Here is a 15,798-nt window from a genome sequence, read left to right on the forward strand (position 1 = left end):
CAAAAATCGCAGCGCGCGCATCAGACCCCCGCTCGGGCTACGCCCTCCCGCGGGTCTCATGCGCGCGCCAAGGTGGCCGACTTTTGCGCCGCCGCCTGGCCGGTTTTTACTCCGCCGTTGACACTTGCCCATTGCCGTCGGCCAATTGACATGATCTTCCATGGCCGCTCTTGCAGTGTTCTCCAGGCGTAGCAGCAGTGGTCGACGATATCTTCGTAGGACTTGAAGACGCGGTTGGAGAGCCAGTTGTCCCGCATGAACTGCCAGATGTTTTCGACCGGGTTCAACTCGGGCGATTTGGGCGGCAGTGACTGGATGGAGATGTTTTCTGGAACGACGAGATTGTTGGACATATGCCATCCCGCCTGGTCCATGATGAGAACGGCGTGTGCGTTATCGGCGACATTGCCGGATATCTCGATCAGGTGCTGGTTCATGGCATGGGTGTCGCACCACGGCATGACGAGAGCGGCAGCCTTGCCCTGTTTGGGACAGATGGCACCGAAGATATAGGCCGATCGGGTTCGCTGGTCGTTTGGCGCGGACGGTCTTGTTCCCCGCTTTGCCCAGCGGCGGGCGATCTTGTTCTTCTGCCCGATGCGAGCCTCGTCCTGAAACCAGATTTCGATCACTTTGTCCTTGGCGGGACCGGCGGCGATTTCTGCCACTGCGGCGGGGAAGTTATGGAATGGCTCGCCCCTCCCTCCCGCGTTGTGCATTCTGCATGAAGGGATTTAACAAGGAGCAGAGCAATGCAGATAGCCGTGTTATACGCCCCCTGGCTGAATTCGACTCTTGGGCTTCCCAAAATGCGATGAATCAGAATCTCTGGTGCAAACCGGAGGTTTCCCATGGCAGCAGCGATTTCATTGCGGGCGGATTTTGACGCAGAAGGTCTTCGGCGTCTGGCCCGCCAGAGCAAGCATGCGGCTCAGGCACGTCGCCTTTTGGCGCTCGCCTTGATCTGTGACGCAGGCTCGCGCTCGGATGCGGCACGGCTATCGCCGGCGATAGCGCTGGCGGCGGGACCGGAGATTTCCGGCGGTGCGGTGCTGGAAACGAGCCCTTCTGTGCCGGTCGACGGGCATCCGGAAAGAAGGGCGGCTAGGGCGCAGGCTGCGGCAAAGTTGCGGAGGGGTTGCAAGGCGCGCGAATGGTAGAGAGGGATGTTCATTACCGCCCTCCCCGGTTGATGGTGACCTTTTCCTGTTTCCAACCGACCCCGACACGAGCACGGCGCGATCGACATGGTAGTCGACGACCATCAAGTCGCCCTTCATCCGATAGTTGACGATTCGGTTCTGCTCGCTAGGGCGTTGTCACGTTGTTGGGGAACGCGAGATTGAAGGGCTGGAGATCGTCTCAGACTATGTTGGGTCGCGGCTTTCCACTGCGCCATAGCGCAGATCCGGTGGATATGGGTGGCGAGAGCTGAGCGCTTTTGATACGGTGCGACGAAATGATTTCGGATGGCCGAAAAGACTGAGACGAAGCGTTGCAAGCCGCTGGTCGATCGAAATCCCTGCATCATTCGTTCTCGTTTTCGAAGTGGTAGGTGAGAGTTCTGCACCCGATTGTTAAGCCCTTTGTGCGACCGGTGTTCGACTCTTGGCATGACTTCCCGCTTTGCCGCGCCATATGATCACAGTTTATCGGTGCCGACGCCTTTCGGCTTGAGGCCCTGCCTTTTCAGCAGTCTGATCAGCAATCGCTTGGTATCCTTGGTATCGCGGCGGGTTTGGACGATCTCGTCGAGAACATAACCGTCCTGATCGACAGCGCGCCACAGCCCGTGCTTTTGTCCGCCTATGGAGATCACGACCTCGTCCAAATGCCAGATGTCCTTTCGCGAGGGCTTCTTTCTGCGCAACTGCTTTACATAAGCTTGGCCGAACTTGCGGCCCCAGCGCCAGATCGTTTCATAAGACACGAAAATGCCGCGCTCTGACAACATCTCCTCGACCATCCGCAGGCTCAAAGGGAAGCGGAAATGCAGCCAAACCGCATGGGCGATGATCTGCGGTGGATAGCGGTGGTTCTTGTAACTGATCATCGGCGCGCTCATTGCAGCCCAATTATCCGTCAATCGTTAAGCCGCAGACAACGTGACAACGCCGGCGAATGGGTTTTGATCAGCGAAGATCCGTAGTAACCGAATGCCAGCCTGCGGACGCCCGAAAACCTTTCATTGCCAAGCCTCGACGGGAGCAACCAAATAAGGGGACCCATCAAAGAATGAGCTCCGCTCATTAGCTGAGCCGCGCACCAACGCCGTTTGCGTGGCATCCGGCATGCCACCGCCTTGATCGCCTTCGGTGGATTTGACCCGCAGCTATCGAGGCTGTCTAAAAATATAGGGTTCCGTCGGCACATGTTACGCATTGCCCACCTATTCTGAAGATTGAGTTGGCTGTTACCTCCACGCTGATCTCGCCGTTCCGTCCCACACGTTGCCCCTGCCCAGCTAAGTACTGAACATTGCCCTCCGCAAAGAGTCCACGGCGGGCTTGAAAAACCGCGACGCTTCCATTGCCGCTTCCGCAGACGGGATCTTCATCGACGCCGCAAGACGGCGCAAATGAGCGAACTTCAATTGCTTTGTCACCGCCACTATATTTTCCGAATACGGTGATACCGGTCACACCAAAAAGCCGCTCGAATGTCGCAGATCGTGTAAAGTCTGGAGATAGCGCGAGAACCTTCTCTGCACTTTCGAGTTGTGCAACAACCCAAATTGCCCCCACATTGACAATCGCCGGTGCCGCATCGCGTCGAACCGAACAGCCTAAAATGCCCTCCAACTCATCCAGTTCGGATGTCGGGAGGGTCTCCATCGTTGCCTCCGGTAGCTGGAACGTCAATCGGCTCAAGCCGTTGTCCTGGCTCGTCCTGATCTCGACCAGTCCCACGCCGCATTCCTGTACCAGAATGTCGTTCCTTGGCTTGACCAGTCCCGCTTCCAGCACAGCATGAGCACTGCCGAGCGTCGGATGCCCTGCGAACGGCAACTCACCACCAGGAGAAAAGATCCGAAGGCGATAGTCAGCTTGCTCGGTGCTCGGAGGAAGGACGAATGTCGTCTCTGACAGGTTCGTCCATCTCGCGATCATTTGCATCTGGATGTCGTCCAAGCGTTCGGCATCAAGGAAGACCGCTACAGGGTTTCCCAGCAGGGGTCGTGATGTGAACGCATCGACGATCTTATATTTGCGCATGATTTGTTTCTCTCAATGTTGGGCCAGCGGTGGGCCATTTTCTGATGGCTGTCGCAACGACTTCAAACATGCAGAAATCTCTCTACCAGCCGCGCCCACATTGCGGCGCCTGTGGTCAGGCTTTTGTCGGCAAAATCATACTTGGAACTGTGGAGGATCGCAGAGTCGCGCCCATTTCCAAGCCGCAGGAAACTGCCAGGTTTCTTTTCAAGGAAATAGGCGAAGTCCTCGCTTCCGGGGATCAGCGGGCAGGTTTTCACGTTGTCGATACCGATGAGCTCTTCGGCTACGAGACGGGCAAAATCGGTCTCAGCCTGGGAATTCACGACCGTTGGATAGAGCCGCTGGTATTCAATCTCTGTCGTCGCCCCGTAGGCCTCGGCAGTTGACGACACCAGTTGCGAGATCCGCTTTTGCAATACGTCTCGAACGGTCGGATTGAAAGATCTGACGCTGAGGACGAGCGTGGCGGTTTCCGGAATGACGTTGCTCGCGTTTCCCGCGTGAATAGATCCGATGGTAACGACAGCCGTTTCGGTTGGATCGACATTGCGCGATACGACAGTTTGCAAGGAGACGCCGATGTTGCAGGCAACGATCACAGGGTCGATCGTCAGGTGCGGCCGTGACGCGTGTCCGCCCTTGCCGTTAATGGTAATCGAAACCGTGTCGACAGCTGCCATCATGGGACCGGACCGAAGGAGAATTTCTCCTTTCCGGGCACCAGGATGATTATGCAAGCCGAAAATGGCGTCAAACGGAAATCGTTCGAAGAGACCGTCGGCGATCATGGCTTGAGCCCCGCTATTCTTGCCTGCCTCCTCTGCCGGCTGGAATATCAAAGTCACGGTGCCATCGAAGCGCCGGGTCCGCGCAAGATATTCAGCAGCGCCAAGAAGTATCACGGTGTGTCCGTCGTGTCCGCAGGCGTGCATTTTCCCGGGCACGCGGCTGGCATGGGGCAGCCCCGTTTCTTCCTGAATGGGAAGGGCATCCATATCCGCACGAATGGCGATGCCTTTACCGCTCGATCCCGATGTCAGCCGCGCCACCACACCGTGACCTCCGACGTTCTGGACCACATCATATCCCCAGGCGACAAGCTTTTCGGCGACCCAGCGGGCAGTCTCGACTTCATCGAATGACAGTTCCGGGTTGGCGTGCAGATACTGGCGCATTGCGACTAGTTCCGGCTCCATCCCAGCAAAATCCGAAACCTGGGCAAAGTGGTTTTGTTGAGTGTTCATAAGTAATCCGTTCTCGGCACCTGATGCTGGGCATCTGCCGCTGCTGCTTGCAAAATGATGGGGATGAGCGAAGGGGCAGGCGCGCACGCGAAAGCCTCTTCAACAGAAAGCTAAATGAAGCGCGACAGAAAGGACTGGGTCCGGGGATGACTGGGATTACCGATCACGTCCTCGGGCTTTCCCATCTCGACGATCTTGCCACCGTCCATGAAGACGACGCGATCGGCAGCCTCCCGTGCAAACCCGATCTCATGGGTGACCACGATCATGGTCAGCCCCTGCTTGGCAAGATCGCGCATGGTGGACAGCACTTCGCCCACCAATTCCGGATCGAGTGCCGAAGTCGGTTCATCAAACAGCATCAGCTTCGGCTTGATCGCAAGCGCGCGTGCTATTGCGACGCGTTGTTGCTGCCCTCCGGAAAGCTGGCGCGGATAGCTATGCGCTTTGGAAGAAAGCCCGACGCGATCCAACAGCCGCATCGCGTTTTCAGTTGCTGCGCTGCGGCTTTCCTTATGGACACCGACAGGCGCCTCGATGACGTTCTGCAAAGCGGTCATATGAGGATAGAGATTGAACTGCTGGAAAACCATGCCGATTTTCTGGCGCTGTTTGGCGATCGCAGCGTTGGACAGCTTGTCAAGCCGTTCTCTCCGCAGCCGGTAGCCAATCTGCTCTCCATCGACTTCGACAAATCCGCTATCGATGGATTCCAGATGGTTGATACAGCGAAGGAACGTCGATTTACCAGATCCGGAAGGACCGAGAATCACGACCACCTCACCGGCGTAGACATCGAGGTCGATCCCGTCCAGTACCAGTAACGGTCCGAAGGATTTGTGCAGGTTGCGAGATCTCACAATCGTCTGCTGGTTGATCTGTCTCGTCGTCAATGGCTTGCCTCCTGAGCAATCGCTGGAGCGAGAACCTTGGTGTCCGCCGGCGCCCGATTATCGCTCCTGAGGTCGCTGCGGTTGTAATATCGCTCAATGTAGCCTTGACCGATGTTCAACAGTGACGTGATGAAAAGATACCAGATCACGGCGACCATCAGCATCGGGATGATCTCGAACGTGCGGTTGTAGATCGACTGTACTGAATAAAGCAGGTCGGCCATGGCTATGACGCTGACGAGCGAGGTCGCCTTGATCATGCTGATGAGCTGGTTGCCGGTCGGCGGCACGATGGAGCGCATGGCCTGAGGAATCACGACCCGCCATAGCGTTCTTACCTTGGTCATGCCGAAGGCTTCCGCTGTTTCTGTCTGACCGCGATCGACCGAGAGTAGCCCGCCGCGGATGATCTCGGCCATGTAAGCTGCTTCGTTCAATGCCAATCCGACGATTGCCGCCGTCATCGGTGTGATGACCGAATTTGTGTCCCAGCTCGCCAGGGTCGGACCGAAGGGGACGGCGATCGACAACTGAGGAAACAGGGTCGAGAGATTGTACCAGAAGATGAGCTGGACCAGGAGCGGAGTGCCGCGGAAGAACCAAATGAACAGGTTCGCCAAAAGGCTTGCAAGCCTATCGCTCGACATCCGTGCCACAGCCAGGAAAAGACCGAGGATCACCCCCAGGACCATCGCGATGACTGTCAGACCGAGACTGACATACAGGCCACTGATCACCGTCGGATCAAAGAAATACTGAGCGACGATGGACCAACCGAAACTCTGGTTATTTGCAACAATCCAGGCGAACTGGCCGGCAATCAGGATGACAATCAGCCAGAGTGCCAGGCGACCCGTTTGGAACGGCCGATGCGCCTTCGCGACATCGCGAAGTTCGTTCTCGCGCAGGGACTGCGCCGAATTTTGATAGGTCACGCTCATTTGGACGCCTGGCCTCCCAGATTGATCCCCGGCTGCTGGAGCATGTTGCTTTCAAGCCCCCACTTCTTCATGATGGCTGCGTAGGTGCCATTTTCCATCAGCAACTTGATCGCATCATGCAGGATCGGACCCAGTTCCGATCCTTTTGGAACGACGGCACCCTGGTAAAGAGCTTCAAAGCCGTTCCTCTGGCCTACACCTGCCAGCTCTAGCTGACCATTGGCCTGTGCCACATAGTAGACCAGCGGTGCCTGCGACGAGAAGAATGCGTCGGCGCGCTTGGACCGTACGGAGAGAATGGAGCTCGGCTGATCCGTATAGGATTGAACTTCAATCGCGGCCTTGCCGTCTGCCAGGCATTTTTCCGCTTGCGCCTTAATGACTTTTTCTGCCGAGCCGCCAGCCATCACTGCAATTTTTTGTCCACATGCCGTATCGAGCGTGGTGATGCCCTTCGGGTTTCCTTTCTGAACAGCGAAGACAACGAATTCCTCAACCCAATCGATGAAGTCGTTGGACTCCTGGCGGCTTTTGAAATCTCCGATGGGTCCGAACCCAAGCTGATAGCGGCCGGAGTTGACGCCCGTCAGGAGCGCTGGAAGCCCACCGACGGTCGCGTGTTCAATTTTGATGCCGAGGAGCTGGCCGATCGCATCAGTTAAGTCGGCGCTGGCACCCGTAAGTTCAGTACCCGTTACGATCTCATAAGGTGGAAATGAACCAGGGTTCACTGAGACCATTTTTCCGTCATCGAGGATTTTTTTTGGCAGTCTCGCCTGAAGTTCCCTGTTGATGGGTAAATTTACGGCGGTGCTCTCATTGGCAAAGACCGGGCCGAGCAGCAACGTGTGGAGGAGTGCTGCCGATAGGATTATTTTGATAGACATCGTTGTTCCCCTTTTTTTGTGGATGGGTTGGCGTTTTAAGCGGTGGCTTTCACCCGACGTTGGAGACGTTCAAGACTGAACGGCGAAGAGTTCTGTCGGTGAAAGCAAACGAGGCAGAATTTTCTGCTCGTAGAGTTCGCTTGCGAAATCTCGGATCATCGCTTCGTTTGCGCTGAGGCCGCTGTCATTCCAGGTTGGCAGCAGGTCCGCCGAGCACCGACGCAGTTCATCAATAATCCAGGGTGTCGTGTCAGCGTATTTCTCGCGCTTTTCCAACCAGAGACGCTTCGATTCATCCAGCATCCGGCTGACTTCGTCGACGATCCAGGGATGCTTGGAGACCAGTTCGGCTTTCAAGCCGATCAGATGCATTCCCGGTACATAGCCAACGGCTTTGAAGTAGGCGACTTCAGCTGCCCGATAATCATCGAGAACCGGGCGGAGGAGCGAATCCTTGTCGAAGAACCCCTTGGGCATAAAAGGTGTGAAGACGGCATCCAGCTCTCCTGCCTGGAGAAGTTCGACCATCGGACGTTCGCCTGGTGCCGCTTCGATGCGCCCCGGTCGTCCGTAACCGCCAAGACGATCGGTAACCGGATGTGCTTCGGTAAGCCGACCGGCATACCACATGGCATCCTCTATCCCGACGCCCTCGCGGCGAGCAGCGGCTCTTGTCCAGACGGTGCCCGAGTCGCGCCAGCCAGTGACGCCGATGTTTTTGCCGGCGAGATCTGCCAGGCTGCGCACGGAACTGTTCTTTGCGGTGATGATGCATCGATGCCGGAAGCCCCGCATAATAAAGTTCGGAACACCAACAAGGCTATCATCCCCATTGAAGCGCTGCTCGCAGTAGCGACTAAAGGAGATTTCGGCACCGTCAAAGGCGACCTGCATCGTCAATGTCCCAACCCGCTCGATGTCGAGTGTAAGGCGGGGCGAAGTGACGTCCCCCACGACAATCGGCGTGATGTAGTCCCAGTCGCGCAGGGAAAGGCGGATATTGAGTGTCATTCGGTGAACTCGCAAAGACTTCGATGGCTCACCTTAATTGTTTAGAGTCATGCTAACAAATATTATTACGTTATTGAACATTTAAAGCAGTTTTCTATCGATAGAAGTTGGCGCGCGGCGCACGGTAACTCTCACCTGCTTGCGACCCATACGCGTTCAAACGGCTACCTTGCCCTGTGGGGCGATCGATGCACACACTCGCGCAAGTCGCCCCACAGTAAGAAATGCGCAACTTACTTCTGGACCTCGCCGCCCAAGTTGATACCAACTTTCTCGATCATGTTTCCGTCCACCTTCCACTTCTTCATGATCGCGCCGTAGGTACCGTTGTCGTGAAGGATCTGCAGGCCGTCTTTTACGATACTTGTGAGCGGCGATCCTTTCGGCAGCACCGAACCCTGGTAGAGGTCTTCAAACCCGTTGCTTTTTCCTACGCCAGAGAGCTCCAGTTGGCCTCCTGCCTGCTCGACAAAATAGGTAATCGGCCCCTGTGATGCGAAGAACGCGTCAGAGCGATTAGATCGAACAGCAAGAATCGAGCTTGGTTGGTCGTTGAAGGATTGCACTTGGATTGGGGGCTTGCCTGCGGCTGTACATTTTTCCGCCTGCTGATTGATGACCTTTTCCGCTGAACCACCAGCCATGACCGAAATGCGGTGGCCGCAGGAACTTTCCAGCGAGACAATGCCTTTCGGATTGCCCTTCTGAACAGCAAACACGACATATTCACGAACCCAATCAACGAAATCGTTGGCACCTTGGCGGCTTTTAAAATCACCAATCGGACCGAAAGCTAGCTGATAACGACCGGAGTTCAATCCAACCATGATCGCAGGCTGACCGCCCACGGTCTGATGCTTTATCCTCACTCCGAGGACTTTGCCGAGCGCTTCAAGCAGTTCAGCGCTTGCTCCGGTCACGCTGTCGCCTGACACGATGTCCCATGGAGGGATCGATCCATTGTTGACCGATAGCAACTCGCCGGAATCACGGATTTCTTTTGGCAAACGAGCATGAAGATCTTTGTTGATCGTCAATGTCGCCGCCTCTTCTGCGCCCGCATGTCCTGCGGCCATTGCCACAGCGAACACCAAAGCCGAAAGTGCATATTTCCGCATGTTAGTTCCCCTTATTTGTAGAATGCCTGACGCAAAGAGGCTATTTGTTTCCTTGGTATCAAACAAATGATATTACGTTATTGAACATTCAAAGGAGTTCGGATTTTGCTCGAGGTCGAGATCGTCAGCGCGAAGTGGTTAGCGACAAAAATCGGAGATAGGTCCACCCGTGGAATCGCACTTGAAACGAGTGCTCTTATACGTGCAGGAGTACTCCCTGTTGGCACCCGTCTGCCGCCGATAAGAGACATTGCATTCGAACTGCATGTCAGTCCCGCAACAATTTCCGAAGCTTGGAGTGAGTTGCGACGGCTCAAAGTGATCACTGGACGAGGGCGTAACGGCACCTGGGTTAGTGGTAATCGCTTTGTCGCGAAGCCAGAACGTTTGTCGACACCGGGTGACTACGGCACCACGGTGCTGGATCTTACTTTTTGCGTTCCGGATGTGGCGCTTCTCCCACCCCTGTCTGAAGCAATGGCTTATGCGGCATCTCTAGATAAGGTGAACAGCTACGAGCGTAGCAGGATCATCCCTGAACTCCGTGACGCCGTAGCGGGGCGGTGGCCCTATAAGCCGGAGGCGTTTCTCACGGTAAATGGGGGTTATAACGGAATATACATTGCGATGCACGCATTGCTGTCGCCAGGATCAACTGTTGCGATCGAGAACCCCACTGCAGTGAGGCTCCTCGACATTCTCGAAGATCTAGGGGTCAAGATTGTTTCCGTCGCCTGCGACGACGATGGTCCGACACCCTCCTCATTGGCAGATGCCCTGAAATTACGTCCCTCTGCCTTCGTCTTCCAGCCGCGCTTGCATGCCGTCACCGGCGCAACGGTAAGTCCCTCAAGGCTGGTGGAACTGGGTGACGTACTGGCATCGTCCGAAGCGCTTATCATTGAAGACGATGGCCTAGGCGATATTTCGGACGCTGACCCGGTTTCTCTTGGCGGTCGGTTTCCAGATCGGACGATTCATGTAATCTCTTATTCTAAGGCTCTCGGTCCCGACCTACGACTGGCCGTGCTATCGAGTTCTGAACTGATTATAGAACAGCTTCAATCCTATCGCGCTTTCAGCGCTGGATGGACAAGCCGTCTCCTGCAAGGCGCAACCGCCTGGCTATTGAAAATGCCTGAAACCTGGGAGGCGCTGGCAAAGGCCCGGCAGGTCTACCAACTGCGGCGCAATAGCCTTGCGAACGCCTTGGCCGAACGTGGAGTACCGATAACGCCGAGCGGAGGCCTGTGCCTGTGGTTGCCGGTAATATCCGAACAATTTGCGATGGTTACTCTTGCAGCCCGCAATATCGCGGTTGCCCCTGGTGGACGGTTTTCACTGTCGCCGAATAACCATATCAGGGTCGCGACCAGCATACTGTCCGACCGATTTGATGAGGTCGCCGACGCAATCGCACTCGCTCGTGTTCCTTGAACGATCCTGGCAGCGGGCGGTCGGGTCTCGGCGGATATTCGAATTGAAACGTGCAACCGCTCGGAGCCTGGTCAACTCTCAATCTCGGCGATCATTTCGATCTCTACCGCAATTCCCATTGGCAGTTCATGTGCGGATACAGATGTCCGCGCATGTCGGCCCTTTTCACCGAAAACTTCGACAAAAAGGTCGGAAGCGCCGTTTATCACGCTGGGTTGCCGGTCGTAGCCGGGTGCGCTTCTGACCCATCCGTTCAGCTTTACGATTTTCGCTATCCGATCCAAAGAGCCGAGGTCCGAACGGGCCACAGCAAGAAGGTTCATCGCTGTCAGTCTCGCTGCTTCATATCCTTCCTGCTCAGTGAGTTCGTCCCCTATCCTACCTTTGAAGATCACGCGGCCATCTATGATCGGGCCCTGCCCCGAAATGTAGAGGAGATTGCCGGTACGCATGGCTGATAAGTAGTTTGCGACCGGGCTAGCGGGCGTCGGCAGTGAAAGCCCGAGTTCACGGATACGGCGATCTATTGAGGACATCGGTTTTTCCATTCAATTTAGTGGGATTGCGGCTGCGGCCGTGTGGCTTGGCCCCTCGGCGTCAGACCTGAAGCGCTACGCCGTCACGCTGGGGATCTGCGCCCCCTGACCAATCTTTGCCGTCGAAAACCAATGCGTGCGGCGCGCCGAATGCAAAGCTCTGGATAGACCGCACAATGGGATAACCCCACTGTTCCAATTGGTCAGTTACATATTCGGGAAGGCGGTTTGACACGTCGATGATATCGCTGGTTGCTGAAATCCGCGGAGCCGCAACGGCTTCCACGGCCGACATTCCAAAATCAACAACATTGAGAATGGACTGGAGGACCGCGCCCGTGATGTGGGCACCGCCAGGAGCCCCGACGACCATTCGAGGTTTGTCGCCTTTAAAGACGATGGACGGGGTCATTGAACTGTATCGACTTTTACCAGGAGCGATGGATCCAGGTCGGCCAGGACGAGGGTCGAAGACGTTCATGCAACCATTATACATGAACCCGAGACCGTCGGTGATGACGCCGGAGGCGGTTCCCAAGGAGTGCGTCATCGTGACGATATTGCCACGTTTGTCGGAGACGCATACCTGTGTGGTATCCTTTGATTCCATATGCTGAAGCCGTGTGACCGAGACCTTGTCTCCGCGTCGGGCGCGCTCCACTTGCTCAAGCGCGTAAGCTTTCGAGGTGAGTTTTCCGATCGGTACGTCAATAAACGCAGGGTCTCCGACGAACGCTTCTTTGTCTCTTGTTGCGAACTTCATAGCCTCGGCAAGGTATTTTAGAAATTCTGCGGAGTTGTGTTCCATTTCGCGGAGGTCGAACTTTTCCAGAAAATTGAGCATCTGAATCAACACTACACCCGCAGCGGGAGGATTGCTCGTCGCAATCTTGTGACCCCGATAGTCGCCTATCAGCGGCGGCAAATGTTTCGTGCGGACATTCGCAAGGTCCTCGAATGTAATAAGCCCGCCATTGGCTGCCATGTCGGCAACAATCCGCTCGGCGATTTCGCCTTTGTAGAACACGTTGGCACCCTTGCTGCCGATCAGCTCCAACGTGTTGGCGAGATCTTCGTTGACGATCGCTTCGCCAGGAGTTTTCAATGCACCGTCGGCGTGGAAATAGATTTCACGGCCGGTGCGGGACCATCTAAGCTTATCGACTAAGTCGATGCGGCCGAATTTACTCTCAGGCTGAAGCCACATCGCATGCATCTGAGGGCGAACGCGAACGCCTTTTCTGGCTTGTTCCACCGCAGGGCGAACCAGATCTTTCCAATCCCACGTCCCGAATGAGGAAGCCGCATCCTCGTAGGCACGCAAACTGGTCGGGACGGCGATTGCGCCATATCCCAGATCGTTGATTTTGCCCTCGACCAGAAAGCCAAATCCATCTCGCGTTTCACCGGTTACGATATTTGCCCACATGTCCGCCGTCGCTTTCGCGGGACACGTCGCGTGAAAGTCCAGGCAGGTATGCACGTCCCTCTCAGGCAAATAAACCTGCATGGTCCCAAAGCCAGCGATACCCGCCATCTGGGGATCGACAACACCTTGCACGAGCGCGCATGCGATCGCTGCATCCACAGCATTGCCACCAGCCATCAAGACCTTCGCGCCGGCTTCTGCGGCCTCGCGTTGTGGCGCTACGATAATCCCGTTCACAACTTTCTCCGGTCAGTTTGTCGCTCAGCCTCTGCGGAGCCCCCATCGACGTTTCCTATTCCAGCCGGATATTTGAACATGTCATTGCATCCGCCGACACGCAGGCTATTTGTGTTTATCTCTTCGCACAAATGTTATTGCGTTACTGAACATTTATTCTGATGACAGCCTGAGCTGAATGTTCGAGGTGTCGGGCACACTACCGTTCGAGGGCGCCATCCACCGGCCGCCGCGTCAAAGCCGCCCTCCGGAGTAGGTCCCGGATTAAAACGATCGGTCTGATCACAGCGAACGACTCCTCGAACTCCCCCAAGAGGAGCAGTCCAACGCATATCGACGACGCTACCCTTTTTGCGAACGGCGGCTGGACAGGACGACGCCTGCTGTAATGATCGCAATGGAGAAGAAGGTGGCGAGGGACTGCGTTTCTCCCAGAAGCGGGATCGCCAGCAAGGTAGCCACGGCCGGTGCCAGCGAACCAATGGTAGAGCTTTTTGCGGCGCCGAGGCGGGAGATAGCAAAGGCATACCCGACCGTTGATAACAAGCCGACCCCAACCCCCTGGACAAGAAGAAACGGGAGGGTGTCGGCAAACGTGAAGTGACCAAAATTGCTCTTCACCAAGCCGAAAGCGATCATCACGACTAACACGATCAAGGATCCGGTAGAGATCAGCAGGCCGTTGGCAATGGCGTCAACTCCAGTCCGTTTCAGACCGATTGTATAGGCGCCCCATACCAGACTGGCCACCAAAAGGAACGCTACACCGTGCATCGTTTCGCTGGTGACTGGTTGCGGCTGCCCGACGACCATGCCGCCGGCACCAAGAATAATAAGCCCAAGTGGCAGCCATTGGCGACGTGGGGTACTCCAGCGTTCAAAACACCAGAGGAGGATTGCGACAGCAACCGGCGTTGTTCCTGCAATAAGCGCGCCCACATACGCCGCAGACGTCGTTCTAGCTCCTTCGCTGGCGATGAAGAAAAAAGGTACGCCGCCGAGAAGTACCAATAGTGCGTCCTTCGGAACCACCTTCCTTAGTTGATTTAGGCGTCGAAACGTAAAAGGTAACAACAATATCAAAGGTACGGCGAACCTGATCATTGCAACATCCGCCGGGGCAAGTGGAGACGCTCCAATTGCGCGCATCGTGAGGGCGAAGCCTGCCCATACCATGACAACCATTGCCAGCACGACATAGCCAATAGCGGTAGATTGATGCCATGGGGTCGCCGACTGTCTGAGATTCGCCGCGGAATCCGCCATAATGTTCACCGCCAAATTCGTTTCGCAGTCAACATATGCTTCTCTGTCATGTGGATTCTTGCTAAGATCGCGTCACATAGTGAGTTTTTTGGCAGATTCTGCCATGAAAGGGATTTGTGTGGACGACAAGGATCGCCAGATTATTTGGGCGTTGCAGAAGGACGGTCGCCTTACCAACCAGGATCTGTCGGAGAAAGTGTCCCTTTCCCCCTCGCCCTGCCTTCGCAGACTAAGGCAGTTGGAAGACGACAAAGTGATCCTCGGCTATACGGCCATCGTCGACGAAGAGGCTTACGGCCTACCGATCACAGCATTTGTAAGGATCAAACTCGAGCGCCATTCGGCGGGATCAGTGGCCGCCTTTGAAAAGCGGGTCAGAGCGATTGACCATATTCAGGACTGCTACGTCATGACGGGTGAGGTTGATTATCTCCTGAGAGTTCTTGTTCAAAGCCTGAAGGACTATGAGCAGTTTGTTCGCCAGCAACTCCACAATATCGACGGTATCGCTGCGATCGATACAAGCTTCGCTTATAGTACTGTGAAGAGATCCACGGTATTTCCGCGCATTTGATATGTTGAATAGCCTGCCTGAAGAAAGGATGCCACACCAGTGATCACTGCTTCGCTGGGTAGGCCACCCCGACTGCTCTGACGCTCAGGGCAGGTCCGGCCCTAAGAGGAGCGGATCGACGGATGACGATTGCTTGAGGGCTCGCAGGCCGAAGGTTGTCCGAGAGTGCTGAATACCAGGTATCTTGTACAGTTTCTCGCGCAAGAAACGTTCATAGTGCTCGGTTCCCGAGACTGCGAGCTTTATCAGGTAGTCATAGTCGCCGGTCACCAGATGCGCCTCAACCACTTCAGGAATGCGCAACAGCGCTTCTCCGAACGCTTCAAGGACCTTGTCGTCGTGCTGATTGAGCGTGACTTCGACGAACACCGTGTTCGGCAGACCCATGGCTCGGTGATCGAGGAGGGCAACATATCCCGCAATCACCCCGCTTGTTTCAAGTCGCTTTACCCGCGTCCAGCAGGGTGAGGACGAGAGGCCGACTTTCGCTGCAAGTTCAGCAATCGTAAGCCGCCCGTCGACGCGCAAGGCTGACAGGATCTTTCGATCCATGGAATCCAATGGTCGCATTAGAAGCTCTCCTGCCGACAGTACGTGTATTCTGCATATTTATAGAAACAGTGCAATCTATGCTGAATTATTCGCAAAATGCCGAAAATGACGGGAAATATTCGGCGCGATGGAAGATAGAATGTCCCGGTAGAATGCAGATCTTGCAGGCCGACAAGGAGCCATCATGCCATCGTTCTCAGCCATTGACGGGTTGAACGCCAGAAGAGGGGCCGACGTGCTGCTGGAAATCCTGTCGAGCGAGGGGGTCGAGTACATATTCGGCAATCCCGGTACCACAGAGCTGCCTCTGATGGATGCACTGCTGGATACGCCTGACATCAAATATATTCTGGCGTTGCAGGAAGCCTCCGCAGTTGCGATGGCGGATGGGTATGCCCAGGCGGCCCGGCGGCCCGCATTCCTTAACCTTCACACGGCCGGTGGACTGGGACACG

The 15,798-nt window shown here is 55.7% G+C and carries 14 protein-coding genes and 5 pseudogenes; 4 read left to right on the forward strand and 15 right to left on the reverse strand.

All coding sequences use genetic code 11. From position 1 onward, the window contains the following. Nucleotides 1-125: 125 nt before the first annotated feature. Nucleotides 126-683 (reverse strand): annotated as a pseudogene (locus ABID16_RS23340) (IS630 family transposase); the annotation flags it as partial. A 168-nt stretch (nucleotides 684-851) separates the two neighbouring features. On the opposite strand from ABID16_RS23340, the pseudogene ABID16_RS23345 reads away from it, so the two are divergent. After that, a pseudogene (locus ABID16_RS23345) lies at nucleotides 852-1,004 on the forward strand (IS630 family transposase); the annotation flags it as partial. Here ABID16_RS23345 and ABID16_RS23350 read toward each other — a convergent pair. The 10 genes and pseudogenes from ABID16_RS23350 to ABID16_RS23395 all read right to left on the reverse strand — a co-directional run. Next, nucleotides 974-1,174 (reverse strand): annotated as a pseudogene (locus ABID16_RS23350) (conjugal transfer protein TrbH); the annotation flags it as partial. The pseudogenes ABID16_RS23345 and ABID16_RS23350 overlap by 31 nt on opposite strands. Then, nucleotides 1,174-1,304, reverse strand: a pseudogene (locus ABID16_RS23355) (P-type conjugative transfer protein TrbG); the annotation flags it as partial. The pseudogenes ABID16_RS23350 and ABID16_RS23355, both read right to left, overlap by 1 nt. Then, nucleotides 1,277-2,065 (reverse strand): annotated as a pseudogene (locus tag ABID16_RS23360) (IS6 family transposase). The pseudogenes ABID16_RS23360 and ABID16_RS23355, both read right to left, overlap by 28 nt. A gap of 280 nt (nucleotides 2,066-2,345) precedes the next feature. Next, complete coding sequence (locus ABID16_RS23365; protein ID WP_354558783.1) at nucleotides 2,346-3,215, reverse strand: PhzF family phenazine biosynthesis protein; 870 nt, start codon at nucleotides 3,213-3,215, stop codon at nucleotides 2,346-2,348. Between the two features lie 62 nt (nucleotides 3,216-3,277). Continuing rightward, nucleotides 3,278-4,462: a M20 aminoacylase family protein gene (locus ABID16_RS23370; RefSeq protein ID WP_354558784.1), complete on the reverse strand. Its 1,185-nt coding sequence runs from the start codon at nucleotides 4,460-4,462 to the stop codon at nucleotides 3,278-3,280. A 110-nt stretch (nucleotides 4,463-4,572) separates the two neighbouring features. Continuing rightward, nucleotides 4,573-5,355: an amino acid ABC transporter ATP-binding protein gene (locus ABID16_RS23375; protein WP_354558785.1), complete on the reverse strand. Its 783-nt coding sequence runs from the start codon at nucleotides 5,353-5,355 to the stop codon at nucleotides 4,573-4,575. After that, on the reverse strand, nucleotides 5,352-6,296 hold the full coding sequence (locus tag ABID16_RS23380) for an amino acid ABC transporter permease (RefSeq protein ID WP_354558786.1): 945 nt from the start codon (nucleotides 6,294-6,296) through the stop codon (nucleotides 5,352-5,354). Before ABID16_RS23380 ends, ABID16_RS23375 begins: the two co-directional genes overlap by 4 nt. Then, the gene (locus ABID16_RS23385) at nucleotides 6,293-7,183 is read right to left on the reverse strand and encodes an ABC transporter substrate-binding protein (protein WP_354558787.1); all 891 of its coding nucleotides are present in this window, start codon (nucleotides 7,181-7,183) and stop codon (nucleotides 6,293-6,295) included. The genes ABID16_RS23380 and ABID16_RS23385 overlap by 4 nt, the downstream gene beginning before the upstream one ends. Nucleotides 7,184-7,252: 69 nt before the next feature. Continuing rightward, nucleotides 7,253-8,194, reverse strand: coding sequence for a substrate-binding domain-containing protein (locus ABID16_RS23390; protein ID WP_354558788.1), 942 nt, complete (start codon nucleotides 8,192-8,194; stop codon nucleotides 7,253-7,255). Nucleotides 8,195-8,427: 233 nt separating this feature from the next. Then, entirely contained in the window at nucleotides 8,428-9,312 is an 885-nt protein-coding gene (locus ABID16_RS23395) for an ABC transporter substrate-binding protein (protein ID WP_354558789.1), read from the reverse strand. A 105-nt stretch (nucleotides 9,313-9,417) separates the two neighbouring features. Between ABID16_RS23395 and ABID16_RS23400 the strand changes: the two genes are divergently transcribed. Then, the gene (locus ABID16_RS23400; RefSeq protein WP_354558790.1) at nucleotides 9,418-10,749 is read left to right on the forward strand and encodes an aminotransferase-like domain-containing protein; all 1,332 of its coding nucleotides are present in this window, start codon (nucleotides 9,418-9,420) and stop codon (nucleotides 10,747-10,749) included. A 71-nt stretch (nucleotides 10,750-10,820) separates the two neighbouring features. Here the strand turns inward: ABID16_RS23400 and ABID16_RS23405 are convergent, their stop codons facing one another. The 3 genes from ABID16_RS23405 to ABID16_RS23415 all read right to left on the reverse strand — a co-directional run bounded on the left by ABID16_RS23405 (nucleotide 10,821) and on the right by ABID16_RS23415 (nucleotide 14,226). Beyond that, entirely contained in the window at nucleotides 10,821-11,285 is a 465-nt protein-coding gene (locus ABID16_RS23405) for a RidA family protein (RefSeq protein ID WP_354558791.1), read from the reverse strand. Between the two features lie 61 nt (nucleotides 11,286-11,346). After that, a complete protein-coding gene (gene ggt / locus ABID16_RS23410; RefSeq protein ID WP_354558792.1) occupies nucleotides 11,347-12,951 on the reverse strand; it encodes a gamma-glutamyltransferase in 1,605 nt (534 codons plus the stop codon). Nucleotides 12,952-13,293: 342 nt separating this feature from the next. Continuing rightward, complete coding sequence (locus ABID16_RS23415; RefSeq protein WP_354558798.1) at nucleotides 13,294-14,226, reverse strand: DMT family transporter; 933 nt, start codon at nucleotides 14,224-14,226, stop codon at nucleotides 13,294-13,296. Nucleotides 14,227-14,335: 109 nt separating this feature from the next. Between ABID16_RS23415 and ABID16_RS23420 the strand changes: the two genes are divergently transcribed. Continuing rightward, the gene (locus tag ABID16_RS23420; RefSeq protein WP_354558793.1) at nucleotides 14,336-14,791 is read left to right on the forward strand and encodes an Lrp/AsnC family transcriptional regulator; all 456 of its coding nucleotides are present in this window, start codon (nucleotides 14,336-14,338) and stop codon (nucleotides 14,789-14,791) included. A gap of 84 nt (nucleotides 14,792-14,875) precedes the next feature. Here ABID16_RS23420 and ABID16_RS23425 read toward each other — a convergent pair whose 3' ends face one another. Then, entirely contained in the window at nucleotides 14,876-15,361 is a 486-nt protein-coding gene (locus tag ABID16_RS23425) for an Lrp/AsnC family transcriptional regulator (protein ID WP_354558795.1), read from the reverse strand. A gap of 166 nt (nucleotides 15,362-15,527) precedes the next feature. Between ABID16_RS23425 and ABID16_RS23430 the strand changes: the two genes are divergently transcribed. Further along, on the forward strand, nucleotides 15,528-15,798 hold a 271-nt coding region (locus ABID16_RS23430; RefSeq protein WP_354558796.1), incomplete at its 3' end, for a thiamine pyrophosphate-binding protein.

It is taken from the genome of Limnomicrobium aquaticum (assembly GCF_040545545.1).
Lineage (GTDB): Bacteria > Pseudomonadota > Alphaproteobacteria > Rhizobiales > Rhizobiaceae > Ensifer_A > Ensifer_A aquaticum.

Coding starts and splice junctions, on each gene's coding strand:
- ABID16_RS23405 (WP_354558791.1), bottom strand. CDS start 11,285: ATGTCCTCAATAGATCGCCGTATCCGTGAACTCGGGCTTTCACTGCCG.
- ABID16_RS23365 (WP_354558783.1), bottom strand. CDS start 3,215: ATGCGCAAATATAAGATCGTCGATGCGTTCACATCACGACCCCTGCTG.
- ABID16_RS23425 (WP_354558795.1), bottom strand. CDS start 15,361: ATGCGACCATTGGATTCCATGGATCGAAAGATCCTGTCAGCCTTGCGC.
- ABID16_RS23370 (WP_354558784.1), bottom strand. CDS start 4,462: ATGAACACTCAACAAAACCACTTTGCCCAGGTTTCGGATTTTGCTGGG.
- ABID16_RS23390 (WP_354558788.1), bottom strand. CDS start 8,194: ATGACACTCAATATCCGCCTTTCCCTGCGCGACTGGGACTACATCACG.
- ABID16_RS23380 (WP_354558786.1), bottom strand. CDS start 6,296: ATGAGCGTGACCTATCAAAATTCGGCGCAGTCCCTGCGCGAGAACGAA.
- ABID16_RS23385 (WP_354558787.1), bottom strand. CDS start 7,183: ATGTCTATCAAAATAATCCTATCGGCAGCACTCCTCCACACGTTGCTG.
- ABID16_RS23395 (WP_354558789.1), bottom strand. CDS start 9,312: ATGCGGAAATATGCACTTTCGGCTTTGGTGTTCGCTGTGGCAATGGCC.